Genomic DNA, 17,481 nt, shown 5'->3' with positions numbered 1-17,481 from the left:
GCTGTTTTCGTATCCCCAATATACCCCAGTGCAGCCTCGCATCCATGCCCGGCAAAAAATCCAGCCGACGACGAGCCACATCACTAAGAGTACCGCAATCTCAAAGTATATTTTCATGGTTGTTGTTATAGATGTGATTATTAATGTGGTAATGATTTGAAGGGGTATTTTGTAAGGTAGTGGCTGACAGGACAAGCAACTAATTTTAATCGGGTATGAGCAATACTGATAATTCGCTTATGATAATAAGAAAAGGGGCTTTAGCTATTTATACACTAATCATTTTCACAACCCGCCCCGTGGGTGCCCCGCTTCGCCTGCGCCAGGCCTTGTTTAAAAGCGCTTTTCTTCATCAAATATCGCTTCATGACGCCTGCCTTTCGTTCCGTCTGACAATGTCAGGCAGGAAACATACCAGAGCATGACATGCACAAAAACATGAAGCATCTGGCGTGAGCAGCGTTGTGACTGTCTTTTCGTTTACCCACCTTATAGCCACAGCGATCGCCTGAGGCTATGCTTCATCCTGCATCATAATAATGAAGAGGCAATGTCATGGATAAAGAGCTCCTGGAAGCGGGGTACCGGGCCTATACCGGTGAAAAAATTGATGTCTATTTCAACACCGGCATCTGCAAACACTCGGGAAACTGCGTGCGCGGCAGCGCGGCGCTGTTCGACCTGAAACGTAAACCGTGGATTATGCCTGATGAAGTGGACGCTGAAACGGTTGTACGCATCATTGATACCTGCCCAAGCGGTGCGCTGAAGTATCGCCAAAAATAAGTGAGGAACCATGGATATTCTGGAAGGCCATAATATGTTTTACGTGAACGATGCGAACGGGAATAAGGTTGCCGAGATTGTTTTCGTGCCAACCGGCGAGCACCTTAGCATTATTGAGCATACCGACGTTGACCCGAGTCTGAAAGGGCAGGGCGTTGGCAAACAGCTGGTGGCGAAAGTGGTGGAAAAAATGCGCGGTGAGCAGCGTAAAATCATCCCGCTCTGCCCGTTTGCCAAACACGAGTTTGATAACACCCGCGAGTATGACGATATTCGCGCCTGACCCGTCGACAGGGACGTCATCAACACCCATCCGCATGTAACAGCCTGAAAAATAAAGACCTGTTAATTAGCATGGTGATTAATTGTAAATGAGAATGATCTTGATATTCATTCTCATTGGCATTAATGTTTGCTCGTTGTTTATTCAATTTACGGGCGAAACCTTCAAATATAGAAGGTAAGACATTGATCACTATGAAAAAGAAAAGTATTACGGCATGGCTGCTGTTCTGTAGCACTCTGGTCCTGACTGGCTGCCAGTCAATGGATACTCCACCGCAGCCTGCTGCGCAACTTCCTCTCACCTCTCGCATTATTGATGCGCAAACGGGCAAGACGCTTACGCCCGATGCACTTCTGGCGGTGCTGAGCCGTGCGCCGACGGCGATCGTCGGTGAAGAGCACACCAACGCCGATCATCACGCCATTGAGCTTTGGCTTTTGCAAAACATGGTCAAGAAACGCCCGCAGGGCAGCGTGTTGCTGGAGATGTTAACCCCAGACCAACAGCCTGCGGTTGACCGTGTTAAACAGGCGCTGCATGACGGGGCCGCAATGCGCGAGCCGCGGATCCAGGAGGCGCTGCGCTGGAACGCGGGGTGGCCGTGGCCGCTGTACGGCGCGCTGGTGATGACCGCGCTTAAGGCCGATTACCCTTTGCTGGCGGCCAATATTACGCGCGAACGGATCGGCGAAATTTACCAAAACCCCGTTTTCCCGGCGGGTGAACACTCCTCTCAGAAAACTGTCCGCGACGCACAGGCGTCCATCATCTACCTGATGCACGGCGGCGACATCCAGGCGGCGCAGATACAGGCGATGGTCGCTATCCAGCAAAACCGCGATCGGGCGATGGCGCAGGCGCTGATCGACGCGCCTAGGCCTGCCGTTCTGTTCGCCGGTGGCTACCATGCGGCGAAAGATATCGGTGTGCCAGTGCACATTCAGGATCTCAACGGCTCCGCGCCTGTCGTCCTGATGCTCGCGACTGAAGGCACCACGATAACGGCGAAGCAGGCGGATTACGTCTGGTTTGTGCCGGCCAGCAAACCATGAACCTGCACTGTGATATTCGCGCGCCCTGGGTAAGAGGGTCGGCCACCAGCGTCATTGCGCACGCCGCCATTGCGCTGCCGTTTATCCTGCATTTCGCCAGCCCGCCGCCGGTGGCCTCCCCGGCGGCGGTCATGGTCGCCTGGTCACCCGAGCTCGAAGTCTCGCTGCTTCAACCGACGCTGCCCCCCGGCATCAGCCAGCAGCGGAAGGTTGAGGCGATGAGCGCCGAAGACGCGCCGCAGCGTAAAGAAATGCCGGTGCTGCCGGTCGTCGACGAGGCGGAATTCCAGACGGTGGCGCGCAAGCCCGTGCAAAAAACGGTGAAAAAAACCGAGGTGAAAAAGACACCTCACCAGCAGCAGCGGGAAGAGAAGGGCAACGCGACCCTGACCAGCCGCGCGGCACCGCCCGTGCAGGCTATCGTCAGCACGCGCAACGCCGCGCCGCTTGATACGGACTCCGCCGTGCAAAGTCGCCAGACAATCGGCTGGGAGGCGCTGGTGAAAGGCAAAATCAACCGAATGCGCAATTACCCCGAAGATGCCCGACGGCGCAAACGCACCGGCACCGTGGTGATTGCCTTTAGCGTGAATGGCCGGGGTGAAGTGCTGGCCAGTCGGCTGGTGGACTCCTCCGGCACGCTGTCGCTCGACCGCGCCGCGCTGGATGCCCTGCAAAAAGCGCAGCCGCTCCCGCAGCCGCCGGCCAGTATTTTGCGCAACGGTATTCATAACGTGACGTTACCCGTGGAGTTTACGCTTCTCAGGATTTAAAACCGAAAGGACGACAAATGCACTATTTCCGGTTAATGGCCGCAGGCATTCTGCTTGCGGCACAGTGGGCTATTGCCCAAAACCTGCCGCAGCCGCCGGTGGCCAAAAAAGTGCCCCATGCGACGGAAATGTTTGGCGACACGCGTCAGGACGACTATGCCTGGATGCGCGACGATACCCGGCAAAATAAAACGGTGCTGGATTATCTGCGTCAGGAGAATCTCTACACGCAGCATATTTCCGCCACGTGGCAGCCGTTAAAAACGCAGATATATAAAGAGATGCAGGCGCGACAGGTTGAGGATAATTATACCCAGCCGGTACGTAAGGGACATTACCTTTATAAAGTCGACTATCAGCGCGGGGCGAATTTCCCGCGGATCCTGCGCCAGAAAGAGGGCGAGACGGAATGGGCACTGGTGCTGGATACCGCCGGGCGCAGCAAAAATCACGACTATTATGCGCCGGGGCGTTTTACCGTCAGTGAAGATAACCGCTATATCGCGCTGGCGGAAGATTATACCGGCGACGGACAGTACCGTATTTCGGTCTATGACAGCCAGAATCGGCAATGGCTGAAAACGCAAATTAAACAGGCCTCTGACGATATCGTTTTCAGCAACGACGGCAAACTGCTCTATTACGTGGCGCTTCAGCCCGAGACGCTAACGCCAGACAACGTAATGCGCGTGGAGTTAAGCACCGGAAACAGGCACGCCGTCTGGCAGGAAAAAGACGGCCAGTTTTATACCGGCATTGCGCGTTCGGCCTCAGATAAGTATTTACTTATTACCCTTAGCGCCAACGATACCTCCGAAGTGCGCTATCTCTCTTTAGATCATCGGGATGCGCCTTTGCAGCTCCTACGCCCGCGCAGCAGCGGGACAGAATATTACGCCGATCACGCCAATGGCCGCTTTTATATTCGCAGTAACCACCAAAATAAACGCTTTGGCCTGTATCAGGGGGACGGAAAAACGGCCTGGCAGCGGGTGCTGACACCTGAGAAAGATTATGAGCTGGAAGGGTTTACCTTATTTAACCGTGCGGTAGTGGTCGCAGAGCGCTACGACGGGAAAACCCATTACCGCAAATTGAATTTTGCGGACAACCACTGGCAGTCATTACATTTTCCGGATCAAACCTATATGGCGCGCACCGGCAATAATAGCGATGGTCGCGCCACCGTCTTTCACTATATCTACGCCTCGCTCGACCGCCCGCTTGGGTATTACACCTGGGATCTGGCGAGCGGTAAGGTCACGCGCATCCATCAAAAAGCCGTCCCCGGGCTGGTGGAAGGCACCTATACCAGCAGGCTGATCTTCGTTCCCGCGCGCGACGGCGTGTCCATTCCCGTGTCGCTTGTCTGGCGAAAAGATCGCTTTACGCAGGGACATAACCCGCTGCTGGTTTACGGCTACGGGGCTTACGGCATGAGCCTGGACGCGGCGTTCAGCGTGCCGCGCATGAGCCTGCTGGATCGCGGTTTTGTCTTCGCGCTGGCGCACGTGCGCGGCGGCGGCGAGAAGGGGGTGGGCTGGTATCAGGCGGGCAAAAAAGCCAATAAGCAGAACAGCTTCAACGACGTTATCGACGCCACGCGGGGCCTGGTGAAACAGGGCTATGGCGACGCCCGTCGCGTCTACGGCATGGGCGGCAGCGCGGGCGGCCTGCTGCTTGCGGGTGCGGTGAACCAGGCACCGGATCTTTTCCAGGCCGTGGTGCTGCAGGTGCCGTTTGTCGATGTGCTCAACACCATGCTGGATAAAACCCTGCCGCTCACTCAGCAGGAGTACGGCGAATGGGGCAATCCTAATACGGCAGCAGACTACAACGCCATCAGGGCCTGGAGCCCCTACGACAATATTACGCCAAACGCCTGGCCGACGATGCTTGTCACCACCGGGCTGTATGACTCCCGCGTGCCTTACTGGGAAGCGGCAAAGTACGTCGCGCGTCTGCGCGCAACCAATACGCAAAAAAATAACGTTCAGCTCCTGAACGTCAATATGAATTCGGGGCATAGCGGCCGCAGCGGCCGTTATTCCCGTCTTGAGGACTCCGCCGAGGCGTTTAGTTTCCTCATTTTTGTTGATAGCCAGAAAAATAAATAAGGGGTGTATTTTGAAAAGCACACACGTCGTTGGCTATATGCTGACAGGGTGTCTTATTGTTCCCGTTACCACCTTCTCCGCTGAGAAAGAAGGGGAATCGGTATTTTCGACATTGACCATTACGGATAACGCACAGGCAGAAACGAACCATCCCGGCTCGTCGGCAGAAACCTATACGCGCCCGGGTGCCTACAGCTCGCGCACGCTGAACGAGAATCTGCAAAGCCTGGACGCCTCGTTGCGCAGCATGGCGGGGACATACACGCAAATCGATGCGCTACAGGGGGCGGTGAACGTTAACATCCGTGGGATGAGCGGGCTGGGGCGCGTTAATACCATGGTGGATGGCGTGACCCAGACATACTACGGTATGGCACCCACGACCTATCACTTCGGGCAAAATAACGGCGCAGGCGTGCTGATCGATCCTAACTTTCTTGCCGGGGTTGACGTCACGCGCGGCAGCAGCGCCGGATCGCAAGGCGTGAACGCCCTGGCGGGTAGCTCCAACATGCGCACGCTGGGCATTGATGATGTGATCAAAGCGGGAAGGCAAACCGGCGTCCTCTCGCGCTTTTCGGTTGGCGATAACGGCCTGGGGCGGACCGGGATGGTGACGGTGGCCGGTAAGGCCGATCCCTTTGATAACGGCGGGCTGGTTGGCGCGCTGGTGGGGATCAGCGGCAGCCGGACCTACGCCACCTTCGATAACGGCGGTGGGCGCAGCAGCAGTGAGTTTATCGGCGAAGACGTGAAGTATATGCGCCAGGAGCCACGCTCCCAGCTGTATAAGCTCAACTTTGATCCTAATCCTTACCATCACATCGAGTTTGCCGGGCGTAACTACCAAAACGTCTTTACCCGACGCGATATCACCAGCGACGATTATTACCTGCGCTACAACTTTGCGCCGCTCACCGAGCTGATCGATTTTAACCTGCTGGCCAGCACGAGCCGTGCCAAGCAGGATTACAAGCCGGAATCGCTGTACAACTTTAATAACGCCTCGACGGAGAATAAATCGAACGCGCTGGATATGAGTAACACCAGTCGGTTCCGCTACGCCGATATTGACGTCGCGTTTCTGTTCGGCGGTAAGCTGATGGACACCGAATACACCCGCCGTTTTGAGCAGGATAACGATACCGACAGGAACGCCTTTGTGCCGTCCGGTAAGCAGAAGATTTCGTCGCTTTATACCGGCTTAACCCTGAATAAAAGCATCTACCAGCTCGATCTCAACCTCAACTACACCCGCAGCAAGGTGTCAGGCATAAAACCGGCCTGTGACGCCAACGAAAAATGTTTCCCGCAGGGGGAGGCAACGATCGACCTGGACGATAAAGCGCTCAACCCGTCCGCGACCCTGTCTGCCCAGGTCACGCCGTGGCTGCAGCCTTTCGTCGGCTGGAGTCGCTCCTCCCGCGCGCCTAACGTGCAGGAGGTCTTTTTCGCGAACGAGGCTGGCGCGTCGATGAACCCGTTCCTGAAACCGGAGAAGGCGGATACCTGGCAGGCGGGCGTCAATATCGTCAAAGAGGGGCTGCTGACGGAAAGGGATTCGTTCCACATGAAGGCACTGGCCTACGAGTCGCGCATTAAAGATTACATCAACAGCGAATCCTTTTTCCTGTGCTACGACGGGTCGCGCTGCAAGGATATTGATAACTCGGCGAGCGGCTTCAATGCCAATATCTACATCAATACGCCGTCCCCGGTAACTTCCCGGGGATATGAAATCGAAGCCGGATACGATGTCGGCTATGCCTATGTCAACGTCACCTGGAGCAAGCAGCAGACGGATCAGCCTACCTCTATCGCCAGCACAAGCTACAGCTTTGCCTACGACGACATGAGCGATCTGCCTGACTATTACGCCACGCTGGATCTTGGCGCTCGCTTTTTCGATGAAAAGCTGGTGGTGGGGAGCCTGTTTAAATTCACCGGGAAATCAAAACGCCTGAGCACCGAAGGCATCAGTATTGATTCGAATACGGTCCCGAAAGAGAGTATGCCTAATATTCCGACCATCGTCGATCTCTACAGTAGCTATCAGGTGACGGATAACGTCCTGCTGCGTCTGGGCGTGCAGAACGTCACTAACCGTGATTACTCCGAGGCGCTCAACCGCATGAATCAGAGCCTGGACAATGCCGTTGAAGGGGCGTCGCTGAATACCACGGCGCGCGGCCGAACCTGGATTGCGGGCGGGGAAATTCGCTTCTGATAAAAAGCGGTGTTCAGCCGGGGGCTGAACACCGTGTGTTTAACCGACGAACATTACCGATACGCACAGCACGCCGACGATCAGCGTCAGCAGGTTGCCGATGGAGCGGTACGGCTTGAGCGAAGGGATAAGGTAGGTCGAAAGCGTTGGCATGATGAACAAGATCATGGCAATAAGCGGGCCGCTGATGGCGTAAATCATCGAGATGGCATTCGGATTAATGCAGCAGACCACAAAGGTGATCAGCGACACGCCCAGAATGGAAATCGCGCGGTTAAAGGCGCGGCTTTTCTTCACGCCCACCTGATTCAGGCCCGATTTGACGATCTCCGTTGCCCCTTCAATCACCCCGAAATAGGTGCCAAGGAACGATTTTGACATCGCGACAATCGCCACAATAATGCCGGAGACCCCCAGCCAGGCCGGAGACGAAGGCATCATCGACAGCGCAGAGAGGATGGTGACCCCTTCCTCTTTGGCGGCGACGATATAGGACGGCGGGATCGAGAGCAGGCAGCTGAACACAAAGAACAGCACGCTCAGGCAGATGATCAGGTAAGCCACCTTCATGATTTTTTTGCATTTACCCATGGCCGCGTCACCGTATTTTTCGCGACGGTCAACGGCAAACGTCGAGATAATCGGGGTATGGCTAAAAGCGAAAACCATCACCGGGATCGAAATCCACACCTGATGCAGCGTATGTTTATCGAACGCCATCTGGCTGGTCAGAAGCGTTGGCTCCCAGCTGCCGGTCAGATAGAGCGACACAAACAGGAAATAGGCAATCAGCGGGAAGACGAGGAAACCCATGACCTTGATGGTGATGTGGCGGCCCATCAGGAAGATCAGATTCAACACCAGCACCACGCCAAAGCTCACCAGCATGCGCTCCGGGAGCGTAATCGCCATGCGCTTCGCCAGCTGTTCGGTTAAGGAGTTGGTGATCGCCACCGCGTAGATCAGCACCACCACAAAGAAGGCAATGAAATAGAGCGTGGTGATCAGGTTACCGATCTTCTTGCCGTAGTAGTGATTCACCGCGCCGGTGATGCCCTCGTTGCCTGTGGTTTTCGAGGACAGGATAAACTGCGCGAGCGCTTTATGCGGCCAGTAGGTTAAGGGATATGCCACGAGGGCAGTAATCAGCAGGACGAGTGCGCCTGCGGAGCCGAGCTGAATGGGCAAGAACAGCGTTCCTGCGCCCACGGCAGTGCCGTAGAGGGCGAAACTCCAGAGAGTCTCTTCTTTTGACCAAATTTTCGACATTAGAGCAACGTATCAACTGTAAAACGAACAAAAAGAAGTGCAATTTACCATAATTGTGAGCGGAGGGCGCAGTTGCTTCGAAGGAGATTGGCCGGCGATGAAAGCCGGCCTGAGGGAAATCAGTTTGCCAGGGCGCGTCGCTGCTGGCGTCGCTTGATGATTTTCTCGCGCAGAGTGTCATACGCCCAGTTATAAAACATGGTGTAGGGCAGGAAGAACAGGAAGAACCCAATCTCCAGGGACAACGCCTGCCACAGCGTGACGCCCAGCACCGCAGCAACGATGGAGACGCCGATGACGATAAACCCGCACTCGAACCCCAGCGCGTGCAGGGCGCGCACTTTAGCCGTGCGTTTGATGCGGTGAACGGGCCAGAAGCGGTCGAAGCCGAAGTTATAGATAATGTTCCAGAGCATCGCAGTGGTCGCCAGAATAATGGTTAACCCGCCCATTTCAACGACGGAGCGCTGCATAAAATACGCCGCCGTCGGGGCGAGGATCGCCGTGGCAATCCCTTCAAAACAGACGGCATGAAAGATCCGCTCCGGCAGTTTACGTTGGAGTGCATCCTGATGTTGCATAGCGTTAGACCTCGTTATTTCGCCAGGTGGGGCGTTAATGCCGCCTATTTTTATCGCTAAAGATGATATATAAAAGATGGTATCCATCGATAAAGTAGATACTTCATGCGTTACTCTCCCGAAGCTCTCACCGCCTTTGTTGAAACCGTTGCCGCCGGCTCTTTTTCCGCCGCCGCGCGCCGCCTGCGCAAAAGCCAGTCCACCATCAGCACCTCGATAGCGAACCTGGAGGCCGACCTCGGGTTTGATCTCTTTGACCGCTCGGCGCGCCAGCCGGTGTTAACCAGCCAGGGCGAGCAGGTGCTGGGCTACGTGCAGTCGATTCTTGCCGCCAGCGCCCGTCTGGACGAGCTGGCGGTGTCGCTGACCGCGCAGACCGAAGCGCGCCTGACGTTCGTGCTTTCCGATACGCTCAACCCGGACGTACTGGAAGATCTGATGAACCAGTTCGACCAGCGTTTTCCCCATACGGAATTCGAATGCCTGATTGGCGAGGAAGAGGATGTCATCGACCTGCTGCAGAAGGAGCGGGCGCAGATTGGCCTGACGGAAGCGCGCGAAAGCTACCCGACCGATATTGGCGTGACCCGGCTTCCCATGCAGACCCGGATGGCAATCTACGTCTCGGCGAACCACCCGCTGGCGGGTCAGCATGAGACGAAAGCCGATGAGCTGCACGGCTGGCGCGAGCTTCAGCTGAGCACCTACCTCGAGCGGGAGGCGACGCGGGCGCGCGGTCCGGTCTGGTCCGCGCCGAATTACCTGTTACTCCTGAGTATGGCCGTGCAGGGCTTTGGCTGGTGCGCGTTGCCCTGTGCGCTGGTGGATGAATTCGCGGCCGCAAAATCGCTGGTTCAACTCAACGTGCCGGGCTGGCCGCGATCGATAGCCATCGATCTGCTGTGGAATAAACGATCGCCACCTGGCGTCGCGGGAAGCTGGCTGCGCCAGTATTTGCAGGACGCACGCTAATCCTTGTGATTAAACTCACTATTTTTAAACAATTGCATCAATTGTTGATAACAATCCTCTACTATCGTCCTGTCATTTTGCACAGAGGTCGTGATGAAAGATGTCGTTATAGTGGGTGCGTTGCGTACGGCTATCGGCTGTTTTCAGGGAGCGCTTGCGCGTCACTCTGCGGTCGATCTTGGCAGCGTGGTGGTCAAAGCGCTGGTCGAACGCAGCGGGATCGCCGCACATGAAATAGACGAGGTGATCCTCGGCCAGGTGCTGACCGCGGGCGCGGGGCAAAACCCTGCCCGTCAGGCGGCGCTCAAGGGCGGTTTGCCGAATACCGTCTCTGCGATAACCATCAACGATGTCTGTGGATCGGGCTTAAAGGCGCTCCACCTGGCGACTCAGGCCATTCAGTGTGGCGAAGCGGAGGTGGTGATTGCCGGAGGCCAGGAGAACATGAGCCGCGCTCCGCACGTCCTGACCGACAGCCGCACCGGCGCGCAACTCGGCAACAGCCAGCTGCTCGACAGCCTGGTGCATGACGGGCTGTGGGATGCCTTCAATGACTATCACATGGGCGTAACGGCAGAGAATCTGGCGCGTGAATACGGCATCAGCCGTGAGCTTCAGGACGCCTACGCCCTGAGTTCACAGCAAAAGGCGCGTGCAGCCATTGATTCCGGGCGTTTTCGCGATGAAATCGTCCCGGTCAGCACACAGCGGCAGAACGGCGAGGCCGTTGCGGTGGACACCGACGAGCAGCCGCGCACCGACGCCAGCGCAGAAGGGCTGGCAATGCTCAATCCCGCTTTTGAAACGCTTGGATCCGTCACCGCAGGCAATGCCTCGTCCATTAACGACGGTGCGGCGGCGGTGCTGATGATGAGCGAAAGCAAAGCGCAGGAGCTGAATCTCCCTGTGCTCGCGCGCATTAAAGCCTTTGCCAGCGTAGGCGTCGATCCTGCGCTGATGGGGATCGCCCCGGTGTATGCCACCCGACGCTGCCTTGAGCGCGCGGGCTGGCAGCTTTCCGACGTCGATCTGATAGAGGTTAACGAAGCCTTTGCGGCGCAGGCGATTTCGGTGGGCAAAATGCTGGAATGGGATCCGCTGCGGGTTAACGTTAACGGCGGGGCAATCGCACTCGGTCATCCGATTGGCGCGTCTGGCTGCCGCATTCTTGTCTCCCTGGTCCACGAAATGAAAAAACGTAACGCTCACAAAGGGCTGGCAACGCTCTGTATCGGCGGTGGGCAAGGGGTGGCGCTGGCGATTGAACGCTGACGGCTCCGCCTCTGAGAAAACCTCCTGCCGGGAGGTTTTTTTTTGACATCCGGAAATCTATTTTTACCCTTATCAGCTCTTTCTTATGTATTTAAAAACGCTTGCGCGCGAAATAATTAACGTCGCTAAGTGCTTTGTGTGATCTCTCTCCTGAAATTTACCCTTAATCGCCGCGTTTTGTTGATGGGCTTCACGTCCATTCTTGCCAAAAAAAATGAAACAAATAATTTCGATCCTGGTCACTAAAATAACGTTATTTAAAAAATAAACTCCAGTTTCATAAAAACGAAGCGTTATTTTAATTAAGGGTTTTGTCATGTTTAAACAATCTCTGGTCCTTGCTTCCCTTATTGGTGCGTCATTCGCGGCACAGGCCGTCACCGTCGACCTGCGCCACGAATACATCGATAGCGGCTCGAATGCGGACCGCGTCTCGGTCTCGCATCGCTTTGCCAATGGCCTGGGTTTTTCTGTTGAGGCGAAATGGAAATCCGGTGGTGATAAGGCCGACCGGCCATTTACCGATATGGTGGGTAACGGTCATGAAGATCAAATTAGCTGGCGCTGGAAAGCCACGGACAATATTGCGCTGACGCCTGCATTTACTATTGAGAGCAATGACAGTCGAACTATCTATAAACCGAATCTACACCTGCAATATAGCTTCGACAGTGGCTTCTATGTGGCTGCGCGTTACCGCTATGAATATACCCGCTATCCGTCCAGCGCAAATAAAGAAGACGATAAAGTTAACCGTGGCGATGCGTGGGTAGGCTGGGTATTAGGCGACTGGCGTACCGAGCTGAACTATGTTTATGCGAAAAGTTCAGAAGGCATGGTTCGTAATAACAATAAAGATTACTCCAACGAATATAACGCCAAACTTGCGTATAAATGGGATAAAAACTGGGCGCCGTATGTTGAAGTTGGCAACGTGGGTGTGAAAGAGACCGATGAGCGTCAGACCCGTTTCCGTTTAGGCGTAGCGTACTCGTTCTAATCATTCAACGCCTTCCCCAAAACCCGCCGGGTGGCGCTAACGCTTACCCGGCCTGCTCTTTCCCTCCATTTCACTGGCCGGCAAAAAATAATCGCGCAATCAGCTAAAAAAAAGCCCTCCGTAGCGGAGGGCAAGGCCAGTTACAGAAACACAAACTCAAATCATGCATGCAACATGTCGGGTTGCTCGGGGAGTTTCGCGATATAGAGCGCCGGTTTGCCGTCTTTATCGGAACTGTACAGTACCGCCTTATCATCCGGCGTAAAGGAGGGATGCGGATGGGTGACTTGGCGGCTGTTCGCGACCGTCGCCCAGGAGGTATCGTGACGGGCGATACGGAACCAGGCTTTTTCCGCCACGTTAAAGCCATAAAGATATGGATCGTTATCGATGGTATAGCCACCGGTGTCTTTCACATCGACCGGCGTGCCGGAGCCATCGCCTACCAGCAGGGTGCCGTCAGCGTTGCTCATCAGGTGTGAACAGGCGGGCATCTGCATCACCTCTTCATTCACGCCGCTCTCCGGGTTAAAGCGGCTGATGGTGCGCCCCTGTTGCCCTTTTAAATAAGAGACATATATCAGCGCAGAACCGTCCGGTACCCAGAATTCGTGGGTGCAGCTTTCGCCTTCCGCGTGCGCTTTTACCTTACGTACGTTGCTACCGTCTTCGTTAACCAGCCACATGCGGGCATCGACCAGGTCGTGCGGGCCTTCATGGCAGAAGGCCACGGTATTGTCATCAAACGGGCGATAGATCGGATGGCCGAGCCAGATTTTCTCGTCGAGAATGGTCGTGCTTTCGCCGGTTTTCAGGTCCACGCGCAGCAGGCGGCAGTGCGGCCCTTTGTGGAAAAAGTCGTGGAAAATTTTCCAGTCGTTTAGCGGCGTCCAGTCAGCTTTGTCAATTTCGATCCCCACCAGTTTGGTGCAGTCGCTGTTGGCAACCCAGGTGCCATAGCCGACCCACTCATCGGGGACGCGGTACACTTCGCGCTCGGCCAGGGTCTTTAAATTCACCTCCAGCAGCGTGCGATCGTTCTTCACATAGTAGAGCGAGGTGTCATCCGGCGAGAGGAACCCGCCGAAGGTGTTATCACCCGCACCTTCCGTCAGCTGCACCGCTTCTGCATTTTTCAGATCCAGCAGGTAGTAATTCCAGTGACCGTCAAATTCCCCGGCAAACAGCAGATGACTGCCATCGTTAAAGAAGCACTTCTGGTAGAAGTAGTTGCGATGACAGGTTACCTCGGGCGGGGTCAGGCGGGTGACTTCCACGCCCGTATCCGGATCGCGGCTGACCGCATAGTTCAGCTTGACCCGCATACCTTTAGCCATAATGCACTCCTTTAAAAGAGAAAAGTTGAATTGAAAACTTGCCTCTAAATTATCAAAACATCGTTTCAATGTGTGTGACTGGCCGCGCACTTTGTAATAAAGAGTAACTGCTAAGCCGCAATCTTTGATTTTTAACGCGAAATGTTTTTGTCGGCGTTAAAAGTTTAAGGTTTCATAATGCATTGTTTCTTATGCTAAATATCCATTTCGTTCCCTTTCTCTCATTTCGCTGGCGGCGGACAATCGTGATCCGAACGCCATTTTTGCTATAAACTCACAGAAAAATTGAAACGTTGTTTTAAATGTAATTGAAAACCCCTGATTCAAGGGATAGTATGTCTTCATCAACAAAACGGAACATCGTTTCGTTAATTATCTCTGCCTTCGGGCACGATCAATTCTGGAGGTTAAGGTGGACGTCAGACAAAGCATCCACAGTGCGCATGCAAAAACGCTGGATACCCAGGGGCTGCGCAGTGAGTTTTTAGTTGAGCAGGTTTTTACAGCCGATAACTACACCATGGTGTATAGCCACATTGACCGCATTATCGTCGGTGGGATCATGCCGGTTGCAAAAACCGTCTCAGTAGGCGGGGAAGTGGGCAAGCAGCTGGGCGTGAGCTATTTTCTGGAGCGTCGTGAGCTGGGCGTGATCAACATCGGCGGGCCGGGCACCATTACCGTCGACGGCCAGTGCTACGAAATCGGCCATCGCGATGCGTTGTACGTGGGGAAAGGGGCCAAAGAGGTGGTGTTTGCCAGCATCGACAGCGGTAAACCTGCGAAGTTTTACTACAACTGCGCCCCGGCCCATACCTCTTATCCCACCAAAAAAGTGACCCCGGCGGACGTGGCTCCGGTCACGCTTGGCGATGACCTCACCAGCAACCGCCGCACCATCAACAAATACTTTGTGCCGGATGTGCTGGAAACCTGCCAGCTGAGCATGGGGCTGACCGAGCTGGCGCCGGGTAACCTGTGGAATACCATGCCGTGCCATACCCACGAACGCCGCATGGAAGTTTACTTCTACTTCAATATGGATGACGACGCCTGCGTGTTCCACATGATGGGGCAGCCGCAGGAAACGCGTCATATCGTGATGCATAACGAACAGGCGGTCATTTCGCCGAGCTGGTCGATTCATTCAGGCGTGGGAACGAAAGCCTATACCTTTATCTGGGGTATGGTCGGTGAAAACCAGGTCTTTGATGACATGGACCACGTCGCAGTAAAAGATCTGCGCTAGTCGCAGGCAGTTAAGTTTAAACCTGCCTGTTGGTGACAGGCGCTGATAGAGTGAGGAACAAACATGATTCTGGATGCATTTTCTCTGCAGGGTAAAGTGGCTGTCGTGTCCGGTTGTGACACCGGGCTGGGTCAGGGGATGGCGTTAGGCCTGGCGGAAGCGGGCTGCGATATCGTGGGCATCAACATCGTTGAACCAACGGAAACCATCGAGCGCGTCACCGCGCTGGGCCGCCGCTTCCTGAGCCTGACCGCCGACCTGCGTCAAATTGACGTCATCCCGGAGCTGCTGGAGCGCGCGGTGGCGGAGTATGGACATATCGATATTCTGGTCAACAACGCGGGCCTGATCCGTCGCGAAGACGCGATCAGCTTTAGCGAGCGCGACTGGGACGACGTCATGAACCTGAACATCAAGAGCGTGTTCTTTATGTCTCAGGCGGCGGCGAAGCACTTTATTGCCCAGGGCAACGGCGGCAAGATCATTAATATCGCGTCGATGCTCTCCTTCCAGGGCGGTATTCGCGTGCCATCCTACACGGCGTCTAAAAGCGCGGTAATGGGCGTTACCCGCCTGCTGGCGAACGAGTGGGCGCAGCACAACATCAACGTCAACGCGATTGCACCGGGCTACATGGCGACTAACAATACCCAGCAGCTGCGTGCTGATGAAGAGCGTAGTGCGGCTATCCTTGAGCGTATCCCTGCGGGACGCTGGGGCCTGCCGAGCGATCTGATGGGGCCGGTTGTCTTCCTGGCTTCCCCGGCGTCTGACTATATCAACGGTTACACCGTGGCCGTTGACGGCGGCTGGCTGGCGCGTTAATCCCCCAGTCGGTAATAACCTCTGCCCTTGGGCGGAGGTTTTTTTTGCCTCGAAATACCCATTATCCATATCGCTAAAGATGAAAAATCCATATTGAAAAGCGTGGGTTGATGCTGGTCACACTATAATCTGTTGTAAATTAAGAAATTAGTAAAAATAGAGGATTATTCAGGATTAGTTGAAAGTGTAATGTCCATCACATAACGCTACCTTGCAGCGAAATAATCCATATCTTCACCAGTTCCGGCCTGACACTTTTCCGCGCTATCTCGTAATTTCAGTGAACGAATTTCGCTGTTCAGGCAGGAAACTATGACATCTCTCAATGACTCTACCCTCATGCCCGCGGCGCTGCGCGACACCCGCCGCATGAACCAGTTTGTCTCCGTCGCGGCGGCCGTAGCGGGTCTGCTGTTTGGGCTGGATATCGGCGTTATCGCCGGTGCGCTGCCGTTTATCACCGATCATTTCACGTTAAGTCATCGCCTGCAGGAGTGGGTGGTGAGCAGCATGATGCTGGGCGCCGCAATTGGGGCGTTGTTCAACGGCTGGCTCTCGTTCCGTCTGGGGCGAAAGTACAGCCTGATGGTCGGGGCGATCCTGTTTGTGGCCGGTTCACTGGGGTCGGCGTTTGCCACAAGCGTTGAGGTGCTGTTGCTCTCCCGCGTGCTGCTTGGCGTAGCGGTGGGGATCGCCTCCTACACCGCGCCGCTGTATCTCTCCGAAATGGCGAGCGAGAACGTGCGCGGCAAGATGATCAGCATGTATCAGCTGATGGTGACGCTCGGCATCGTGCTGGCGTTTCTTTCCGATACCTGGTTCAGCTACACCGGTAACTGGCGCGCCATGCTCGGCGTGCTGGCGTTGCCCGCGCTGTTGTTGATGGTGCTGGTGATTTTCCTGCCGAACAGCCCGCGCTGGCTGGCGCAAAAAGGCCGCCACGTCGAGGCGGAAGAAGTGCTGCGAATGCTGCGTGACACCTCTGAAAAAGCGCGTGAAGAGTTGAACGAGATCCGCGAAAGCCTGAAGTTGAAGCAGGGCGGCTGGGCGCTGTTTAAGGTCAACCGCAACGTGCGCCGCGCCGTGTTTCTGGGAATGCTGTTGCAGGCGATGCAGCAGTTTACGGGCATGAACATCATCATGTACTACGCTCCACGCATCTTTAAAATGGCGGGCTTCACCACGACCGAGCAGCAGATGATCGCCACCCTGGTGGTCGGGCTGACCTTTATGTTCGCCACCTTTATTGCCGTATTTACCGTCGATAAAGCCGGACGTAAACCGGCGCTGAAAATTGGCTTTAGCGTGATGGCGCTCGGTACGCTGATCCTCGGCTACTGCCTGATGCAGTTTGATCAGGGCACGGCATCGAGCGGGCTTTCCTGGCTCTCCGTCGGTATGACCATGATGTGCATTGCCGGTTATGCAATGAGCGCCGCGCCGGTGGTGTGGATCCTGTGCTCTGAAATTCAGCCGCTAAAATGCCGCGACTTTGGTATCACCTGTTCCACCACCACCAACTGGGTGTCGAACATGATTATCGGTGCGACCTTCCTGACGCTGCTGGATGCCATTGGTGCAGCAGGAACATTCTGGCTCTACACGGTGCTGAACGTGGCGTTTATTGGCGTAACGTTCTGGCTGATCCCAGAAACCAAAGGGGTGACGCTGGAGCACATTGAACGCAAGCTGATGGCGGGGGAGAAGTTAAAAAACATAGGCGTGTGATTTTATT

15 protein-coding genes are annotated in these 17,481 nt (G+C 55.2%); 12 read left to right on the top strand and 3 right to left on the bottom strand.

The window, feature by feature from the left end; genetic code table 11:
• Positions 1 to 555: 555 nt before the first annotated feature.
• The 6 genes from ACWKX3_RS21060 to ACWKX3_RS21035 all read left to right on the top strand — a co-directional run bounded on the left by ACWKX3_RS21060 (position 556) and on the right by ACWKX3_RS21035 (position 7,241).
• A complete protein-coding gene (locus ACWKX3_RS21060; RefSeq protein WP_454542385.1) occupies positions 556 to 786 on the top strand; it encodes a (4Fe-4S)-binding protein in 231 nt (76 codons plus the stop codon).
• Positions 787 to 796: 10 nt separating this feature from the next.
• Positions 797 to 1,069 carry a GNAT family N-acetyltransferase gene (locus tag ACWKX3_RS21055; RefSeq protein WP_088208591.1) on the top strand — a complete coding sequence of 91 codons (273 nt, stop codon included), beginning with the start codon at positions 797 to 799 and terminating at the stop codon, positions 1,067 to 1,069.
• A 194-nt stretch (positions 1,070 to 1,263) separates the two neighbouring features.
• Positions 1,264 to 2,124, top strand: coding sequence for a ChaN family lipoprotein (locus tag ACWKX3_RS21050; RefSeq protein WP_454542384.1), 861 nt, complete (start codon positions 1,264 to 1,266; stop codon positions 2,122 to 2,124).
• Complete coding sequence (locus tag ACWKX3_RS21045; RefSeq protein WP_454542383.1) at positions 2,121 to 2,897, top strand: energy transducer TonB; 777 nt, start codon at positions 2,121 to 2,123, stop codon at positions 2,895 to 2,897. Before ACWKX3_RS21050 ends, ACWKX3_RS21045 begins: the two co-directional genes overlap by 4 nt.
• A 17-nt stretch (positions 2,898 to 2,914) precedes the next feature.
• Positions 2,915 to 5,014, top strand: a complete 2,100-nt coding sequence (locus ACWKX3_RS21040; RefSeq protein WP_454542382.1) for a S9 family peptidase — start codon at positions 2,915 to 2,917, stop codon at positions 5,012 to 5,014.
• A 10-nt stretch (positions 5,015 to 5,024) separates the two neighbouring features.
• On the top strand, positions 5,025 to 7,241 hold the full coding sequence (locus ACWKX3_RS21035; RefSeq protein WP_454542381.1) for a TonB-dependent receptor domain-containing protein: 2,217 nt from the start codon (positions 5,025 to 5,027) through the stop codon (positions 7,239 to 7,241).
• A 39-nt stretch (positions 7,242 to 7,280) separates the two neighbouring features.
• On the opposite strand, the gene ACWKX3_RS21030 is transcribed toward ACWKX3_RS21035, so the two are convergent.
• A complete protein-coding gene (locus ACWKX3_RS21030) occupies positions 7,281 to 8,510 on the bottom strand; it encodes an amino acid permease (RefSeq protein WP_006178348.1) in 1,230 nt (409 codons plus the stop codon).
• A 119-nt stretch (positions 8,511 to 8,629) separates the two neighbouring features.
• Entirely contained in the window at positions 8,630 to 9,091 is a 462-nt protein-coding gene (locus ACWKX3_RS21025; RefSeq protein ID WP_042321875.1) for a multidrug/biocide efflux PACE transporter, read from the bottom strand.
• Positions 9,092 to 9,196: 105 nt separating this feature from the next.
• Between ACWKX3_RS21025 and ACWKX3_RS21020 the strand changes: the two genes are divergently transcribed.
• From ACWKX3_RS21020 to ACWKX3_RS21010, 3 genes are all read left to right on the top strand, one after another.
• Positions 9,197 to 10,063, top strand: coding sequence for a LysR family transcriptional regulator (locus tag ACWKX3_RS21020; RefSeq protein WP_006178346.1), 867 nt, complete (start codon positions 9,197 to 9,199; stop codon positions 10,061 to 10,063).
• Positions 10,064 to 10,156: 93 nt separating this feature from the next.
• Positions 10,157 to 11,335: an acetyl-CoA C-acetyltransferase gene (locus ACWKX3_RS21015; RefSeq protein ID WP_141114208.1), complete on the top strand. Its 1,179-nt coding sequence runs from the start codon at positions 10,157 to 10,159 to the stop codon at positions 11,333 to 11,335.
• A 316-nt stretch (positions 11,336 to 11,651) separates the two neighbouring features.
• Positions 11,652 to 12,335: an oligogalacturonate-specific porin KdgM family protein gene (locus ACWKX3_RS21010; protein WP_006178343.1), complete on the top strand. Its 684-nt coding sequence runs from the start codon at positions 11,652 to 11,654 to the stop codon at positions 12,333 to 12,335.
• 161 nt (positions 12,336 to 12,496) lie between these two features.
• On the opposite strand, the gene ACWKX3_RS21005 is transcribed toward ACWKX3_RS21010, so the two are convergent.
• On the bottom strand, positions 12,497 to 13,672 hold the full coding sequence (locus tag ACWKX3_RS21005; protein WP_220710582.1) for an oligogalacturonate lyase family protein: 1,176 nt from the start codon (positions 13,670 to 13,672) through the stop codon (positions 12,497 to 12,499).
• Positions 13,673 to 14,084: 412 nt separating this feature from the next.
• Between ACWKX3_RS21005 and kduI the strand changes: the two genes are divergently transcribed.
• The 3 genes from kduI to araE all read left to right on the top strand — a co-directional run bounded on the left by kduI (position 14,085) and on the right by araE (position 17,474).
• Entirely contained in the window at positions 14,085 to 14,921 is an 837-nt protein-coding gene (gene kduI, locus ACWKX3_RS21000) for a 5-dehydro-4-deoxy-D-glucuronate isomerase (RefSeq protein ID WP_006178341.1), read from the top strand.
• Between the two features lie 63 nt (positions 14,922 to 14,984).
• Complete coding sequence (kduD, locus tag ACWKX3_RS20995) at positions 14,985 to 15,746, top strand: 2-dehydro-3-deoxy-D-gluconate 5-dehydrogenase KduD (RefSeq protein WP_006178340.1); 762 nt, start codon at positions 14,985 to 14,987, stop codon at positions 15,744 to 15,746.
• A 294-nt stretch (positions 15,747 to 16,040) separates the two neighbouring features.
• Entirely contained in the window at positions 16,041 to 17,474 is a 1,434-nt protein-coding gene (gene araE, locus ACWKX3_RS20990; RefSeq protein ID WP_227658177.1) for an arabinose-proton symporter AraE, read from the top strand.
• Positions 17,475 to 17,481 lie beyond the last annotated feature (7 nt).

Source organism: Enterobacter sp. UPMP2052 (assembly GCF_053709675.1).
This window is presented reverse-complemented; position numbering and strand designations above follow the sequence as displayed.